This is a genomic window from Flavobacterium gawalongense (assembly GCF_007097265.1).
Classification (GTDB): Bacteria; Bacteroidota; Bacteroidia; order Flavobacteriales; family Flavobacteriaceae; genus Flavobacterium; species Flavobacterium gawalongense.
Window position 1 is genome coordinate 74,961 of record NZ_VJZP01000015.1, and the last position, 6,514, is coordinate 81,474.

At 33.5% G+C, this 6,514-nt stretch carries 6 protein-coding genes and 1 other RNA gene; 4 read left to right on the forward strand and 3 right to left on the reverse strand.

Annotated elements, in window-relative coordinates; genetic code table 11:
* Nucleotides 1-84: 84 nt before the first annotated feature.
* Nucleotides 85-1,116 carry a formimidoylglutamase gene (locus tag FNW38_RS09780; protein ID WP_143387854.1) on the reverse strand — a complete coding sequence of 344 codons (1,032 nt, stop codon included), beginning with the start codon at nucleotides 1,114-1,116 and terminating at the stop codon, nucleotides 85-87.
* 103 nt (nucleotides 1,117-1,219) lie between these two features.
* Between FNW38_RS09780 and FNW38_RS09785 the strand changes: the two genes are divergently transcribed.
* On the forward strand, nucleotides 1,220-2,104 hold the full coding sequence (locus tag FNW38_RS09785; protein WP_143387855.1) for a hypothetical protein: 885 nt from the start codon (nucleotides 1,220-1,222) through the stop codon (nucleotides 2,102-2,104).
* Nucleotides 2,105-2,154: 50 nt separating this feature from the next.
* Here the strand turns inward: FNW38_RS09785 and hutI are convergent, their stop codons facing one another.
* A complete protein-coding gene (gene hutI / locus FNW38_RS09790; protein ID WP_143387856.1) occupies nucleotides 2,155-3,393 on the reverse strand; it encodes an imidazolonepropionase in 1,239 nt (412 codons plus the stop codon).
* A gap of 13 nt (nucleotides 3,394-3,406) precedes the next feature.
* Nucleotides 3,407-4,456, reverse strand: coding sequence for a glutaminyl-peptide cyclotransferase (locus FNW38_RS09795; protein ID WP_143387857.1), 1,050 nt, complete (start codon nucleotides 4,454-4,456; stop codon nucleotides 3,407-3,409).
* Nucleotides 4,457-4,544: 88 nt separating this feature from the next.
* Here FNW38_RS09795 and ffs point away from each other — a divergent pair.
* The 3 genes from ffs (at nucleotide 4,545) to fsa (ending at nucleotide 6,363) form a co-directional block, all read left to right on the forward strand.
* An RNA gene (gene ffs / locus FNW38_RS09800) (signal recognition particle sRNA small type) lies at nucleotides 4,545-4,642 on the forward strand.
* A 110-nt stretch (nucleotides 4,643-4,752) separates the two neighbouring features.
* A complete protein-coding gene (locus FNW38_RS09805) occupies nucleotides 4,753-5,556 on the forward strand; it encodes an SDR family oxidoreductase (RefSeq protein WP_143387858.1) in 804 nt (267 codons plus the stop codon).
* A 150-nt stretch (nucleotides 5,557-5,706) separates the two neighbouring features.
* A complete protein-coding gene (fsa, locus tag FNW38_RS09810; protein ID WP_035672771.1) occupies nucleotides 5,707-6,363 on the forward strand; it encodes a fructose-6-phosphate aldolase in 657 nt (218 codons plus the stop codon).
* Nucleotides 6,364-6,514: the final 151 nt, after the last annotated feature.

Consider the following 6,514-nt stretch of genomic DNA (forward strand, 5'->3'; position numbering starts at 1 on the left):
GTATTAATTTTTTGATGGCTATTTATATGGTATTCTCGAAAGAATTTTTGGAGTTTTAAAGAAGAAATTCAGCAATAAAATGAACTATTGATTATTAGCTTTAATAAAATCGGTTACAAGATAGCCTATAAGTTTACCTATTAAATGATTGTTTTTTTCTTCTCCTAAATCTGGTGCGCCTTCGCAAATATGTAAATAAGTTGCATTTTTATTTTTTGCAAAATAGGATATAAATTGTCTAAGTTGTTCCACTGAGAAACCACTTAAAGTCATCGCACTGCAAGCGATGTTTGGAATTGCATCTAAATCGATTTCAATTCCGAAAAAATCGTCATTTATAAATTCTAAAGCATGAGCCATTTCCTGATTAAACTCTTTTTCTTTTCTGATGTTTACACTATCATAGGTGTTATAGCGCACACGGTCTTCCAATTTTTTTATTATGTCCAAGACACTCTTGGAAGTGTAATTTTCGTGTAAACCAAAAATAAAATATTTTTTCAAAAAGCCTTCTTCGTAAGCATACGAAAAACCATTACCGCTGTGTCGTCCTTCTAAAATTCTAAAATCAGAATGGGCATCAAAATTAATGGCATTTATAGGTTTACCTTTGGCAAGTGCAGATCCTTTTATATTTCCATAGGCATTATTATGTCCTCCACCGATAACTATTGGTGTTTTTCCTAATTTTATAATGTTAAAAATAATATGAGAAACATCCTTATCAATTTTTTCTACCAGTTGACTCAATTTAGAACGATCGTCAATGTCATTAAAATCTAAATGTTCCACTTCTCTCATTTCCTCACTAACGTTTAATTGCCCCAAGACAATCAATTGGCTTCCTTTGCAAAAACGATTATGCTGAATGTTAGCAATGCTTTTTATGGCACTATCCCAAGCTGATGCAGCACCAGGTCTACCAAAATTAGCTCTAATTCCTATGTCTTCCGGTACTCCCAATAGTACGTATTTTGCGTCGCAAGTTTTTAGAAACGCAATAGGATCAGCCTCTTTTGGTATGGTTATCATTTTTTCTCCAAATTTTATTTCGCCACTTCTGTGGTTTGTAATTTTTGCAAGATCATTGATAGTAAACGGGATAATTTTTTCCATTAAAAAAAATATTTTTCCCAAAAATAATATAATTGTATTAACTTACGTTATAAGATGGTTATATATTGTTAAATTTGTATAAATTAAAAATTAAAATCAAATTATGGAAAATCAAAAAAGCAGTTCAAGTCTTAAAGCGGTTATTGCGGTTTTAGCAGTTTTATTAGTGGGAAGTTTAGTGTATATTTTTAAAATGACTTCTGATGCCGATGTAGTTAAAACAGAATTAAAAACTACATTGACCGAAAAAGAATCCGTTATGAAAGATTTACAAGAATTAAAATCTACTTATGATGCTGCAATTGCGGAAAACACATCAATGTCTGATGAGCTAATTCAAGAAAGAGATAAAGTGGTAAACTTAATGTCTGATTTAAGTAAATCTAAAGGTGATGTAGCTTCTATGTCAAAATATAAAACACAGTTCATTGCTTTGCAAGGGAATATGAAAGTTTTGATGGCCGAGAATGAAGGTTTGAAAAAACAAAATACAACTTTAACTGCGCAACGTGATAGTACGGTTGTGGTATTAGGTGAAACTAAAAAGAATGTTGAGGCATTAACAGGACAAAATGAAGAATTGGCAAAAGTAGTTGAAAAAGGTTCAAAATTAACTGTTTTAAACACTAGAGGTTCAGCTTTCAAATTAAGAAGTTCTGGAAAACAAATAGAAACTGATAAAGCAAGTAGAGCAGATGCTCTTAGAGTTAGTTTTACAATTGCTGAAAATCAAATTGCACAATCAGGGGATAAAACGTATTACGTTCAAGTAATTGATAGTAAAAACAATGTGGTAGGAGATAAAAAAACAGAGACTTTTGGAGATAATACTTTAACATACAGTTTTGCAACTAATGTTAAATATGAAAATAAAACGGTTACTGTTTCACAGGATTTAAAAGGAAAAAATTTCGAAAAAGGGAATTATTTTGTAAATGTTTTTGATAAAGGTGAATTAGTTTCTAAAACAAGTTTTACTTTGAAATAATATTTTAAAGCATCAAATAATAAAAAGAGGAACACAATGTTCCTCTTTTTTTATTCAAAAATTTCACCTTCTATTAATACAGCATCAATAAGATTACTGGCAAAAGCATAAGGCAATTGATAATAGGAGGGAATAGGTTTAGTAATAATCAGATTAGCTTTTTTTCCAATAGTGATGCTTCCGTGAGTATCAGAAATTCCCATGGCATAGGCTCCATTTATTGTGGCCGCATTTATGGCTTCTTCGGGAGTCATTTTCATTTTGATACAAGCTGTAGCCACTACAAAGTTCATGTTTCCTGATGGAGTAGAGCCAGGATTATAATCGGTTGCGAGAGCCAGAGGAAGTCCGGCAGCGATCATTTCTCGTGCAGGCGTATACGGAATACTCAAGAAATAAGAACAGGAAGGCAGAGCTACCGGCATTGTTTCTGTATTTTTTAAGGCTTCAATATCTTCGGGTTTCATAACTTCTAAATGGTCTACAGAAAGTGCATTGTATTTTATTCCAGCCTGAATTCCGCCAATAGAGTTGAATTGATTGACATGGATTTTTGGCTTTAAGCCAAAATGGATTCCAGCTTCCATAATTTGTTGGGTTTCATCAACAGTAAAATAACCAGTTTCACAAAATACATCTATAAAGTTTGCCAGTTTATTTTTAGCAATTTCTGGAAGCATTTCATTAATTATAGAATCAATGTAGCCTTTATGGTTTGCTGCATATTCCAATGGAAAAGCATGTGCGCCCAGAAAAGTTGCTTTTATGGTTATAGGATAGTTTTGGGATAAACGTTGAATTACACGGAGCATTTTTAATTCTCCATCGAATGTTAATCCATATCCTGATTTGATTTCTACCGCACCAGTACCCAAACGCATCACTTCTTCCAAACGCGCTTTGGACTGGTCGTAGATTTCCTCTTCGGTCGTTTCATTCAATTTTTTTGCCGAATTTAAGATTCCACCGCCACGATTGGCAATTTCTTCATAAGTCATTCCATTTATTCGATCAACAAACTCCTGTTCCCGATTGCCGGCATACACAATATGAGTATGACTGTCACACCAGGAAGGCAAAACCATTTTTCCAGTTGCGTCAATGATTGTTTCTGCGTTGATTTCGGGTAGATTTTCCATGGAGCCAAAATCAGCAATTATATTGTCTTCAATTACTAAAAATGCATTTTTTATTGTTGGAAGAACTGCCATATCAGCACCGGAAACTTTTGATATTGATGTTTCTCGAACTTGGAGTAATTCCTTTATATTGATGATTATTGTTGTCATTATTTTCATGAAATTATTCTGAAACTTTTATTTCAAACATTTTATCCCAGTTTTTACCGGTTACAAAAATGGTTTTGGTTTTTGGGTTGTAGGCAATTCCGTTTAAAAAATCATCTGGAGTTACATTAATTAATTTTCTTAAACCAGACATGTCTAAAATACCTTCTACGGCTCCATTTATAGGGTTTACTACAGCGATAGCGTCTTTTTGCCATACATTAGTATAGATTTTTCCATTAATCCATTCCAGTTCATTAACAGCTTTAATTTTAGAATTTCCAGAGTAAACATTGATGTAATCAATCATTTTTTGGGTTTGAGGATCCATTTTCCAGATTTTCTCCGTTTTGTCAGTTTGATAAATGTATTTACCGTCATTAGTCATTCCCCAGCCTTCAATATCTTTATCATATGCAAAAGTTTTTTCTAACTTCCAAGTATCAGCATTGTATATAAAACCCGTTTTTTCCTGCCAAGTCAATTGATATATTTTGTTGTTTAAAAAAGTAATTCCTTCACCAAAATATTTATCATCTAATTTTAAATTTTTATAAATTTTTCCTGTTTTATAATCTGTTTTTAAAAGTTTAGATTTTTTATATAATCCGATACTTTCGTATAAAGTATCTTTATAAAACTCTAAACCTTCGGTGAAAGAAGCTGTGTCGTGTGGAAAAGTGTTTACAATCGTATATTTAAGCAATTTGGGCTGAACATTCGAAACTAATTCGACTCTTGCGGTAGCTTCTGAGTTATCCCCTTCATAATATACTAACGCTTTTAGGTTCTGATAACCTAATTTTTGGTCTTTTAATTGAAAAGTTAATTTGTCAAGTCCTTTTTTTGAAGCTATTTTTTTATCATTTACGTAATAGATAATACTATCAACAGCTTTCGAATTTGGGTTCGAAATTCCTAATTCTATCGCTTCTTGTGGCTGATATTGTTCCTTAAATTTAGAAATATCGAAGGTAAATAAAGTATTTTCGCCTTTTTTTGTCTCGTTGCAATTTGCCAAGGTGATTCCTAATAAAATGAAAGATAGGAAGTTATAATTTCTCATAGTTTGATTTTTTGATGCACCAATATACAACGTTATTTTTATAGGTACAAAGCACTTGCAAAAATATAAAAAGATTGTATATTTGCACCGGCAAGTCCTACACGACCAGCTCCTGCAGACTCCCCCAGGATGGGAACATAGCAAGGGTACGTGGTTGAGCGGTGCGATGTAGGTCGCTTGCCATTTTTAAATTTGAATTCATTTCAGATTCTTTTCCAAATTCACAGAAATAAGTAGTCTTCCTTCGGGAGGATTTTTTTATTTTTGGACCTTTCGTATCATAAACATCAATAATCATGAATAAAGTAGTTCTAATTACAGGAGGTTCTTCAGGAATAGGAAAATCTATCGGAGCGTTTTTGCATCAAAAAGGTTTTGTCGTTTACGGAACCAGTAGAAATCCAGAACGAATTTTAAATTCTGTTTTTCCTTTAGTAGCTTTAGATGTTCGGGATACGGATTCGATTCATGCGGCTGTAGCCAAAGTAATTTCGATATCTGGTAGACTGGATGTAGTAATCAACAATGCAGGTGTTGGAATTACCGGACCGCTGGAAGAAATTCCAATGCATGAAATTAAGAATAATTTTGAGACTAATTTCTTTGGGCCTATTGAAGTGATGAAAGCGGTGTTACCACAAATGCGTTTGCAAAAATCAGGATTAATCATCAATATTACTTCTATTGCGGCTTATATGGGTTTGCCGTATAGAAGTGTTTATTCGGCTTCAAAAGGAGCTCTTGAAATCATCACAGAAGGGTTGCGTATGGAAGTGAAATCCTTTGGAGTTCATATTACGAATGTGGCTCCGGGTGATTTTGCGACTAATATTGCTTCGGGGCGTTTTCATGCTCCGGTTATAAAAGGTTCAGCTTATGAAAGCCCTTATGGGAATACATTAAAAACAATGGATGAACATGTTGACAGTGGCAGTAATCCAAATGAAATGGCAGAAGCAGTGTATAAAATTATCCAAACTCCGGAACCTAAAATTCATTATAAGGTGGGTGTTTTTATGCAAAAATTCTCGATTGTCTTGAAGAGAATTTTACCGGATAAAGTATATGAAAAAATGCTGATGAACCATTATAAGTTGTAATTTTGCACCGAATTTTATGAGCGTGAAGGATCACAGTGAAAATCCTTTTACTTTTTCCTTTAAAAAGTAAAAGATTGCAACGTAGAGCCTGACCGGCTTTTTCAGCAGGTCACGCCCAAATTATAAAACACACAATTAAATAGATATATTATGAAGTTTTTTATTGACACGGCTAATTTAGCTCAAATTAAGGAAGCACAAGCATTAGGCGTTTTGGATGGTGTTACAACCAATCCATCATTGATGGCTAAAGAAGGAATTACGGGTAAAAATAGCATTTTGAAACATTACGTTGATATTTGTAATCTTGTTGATGGTGATGTAAGTGCCGAAGTAAATGCTTTGGATTATGACGGAATGATCAAAGAAGGTGAAGAATTAGCTGATTTACACGATCAAATCGTGGTGAAATTGCCTATGACCAAAGAAGGTGTCATGGCTGCTAAATACTTTTCGGATAAAGGAATTAAAACGAATGTAACTTTAGTTTTCTCGGCTGGTCAGGCTTTATTGGCTGCAAAAGCGGGAGCAACTTATGTTTCTCCGTTTATTGGTCGTTTGGATGATGTATCTACAGATGGTTTGGCTCTTATTGAAGAAATCAGATTGATTTATGATAACTACGGTTACGAAACTCAAATTCTAGCGGCATCTGTACGTCACACGATGCACATTGTAAACTGTGCTAAAATTGGTGCTGATGTAATGACTGGACCACTTTCGGCTATTTATGGTTTATTGAAGCACCCATTGACTGATATTGGATTGGCACAGTTTGTTGCTGATTTCGAGAAAGGAAATAAATAAATAAATATTTTAGTATTCAGTTTTCTTGGTGATCACTGAATAAATGTAAATAAAAAAATCCCATCTGCCGCGGCGAGGGTACTGAAAAACCTCGTTTATTTTGATTAGCGTTCTTTTTTAGACAATAAAAAAACGCTTGTAACAGGATTTT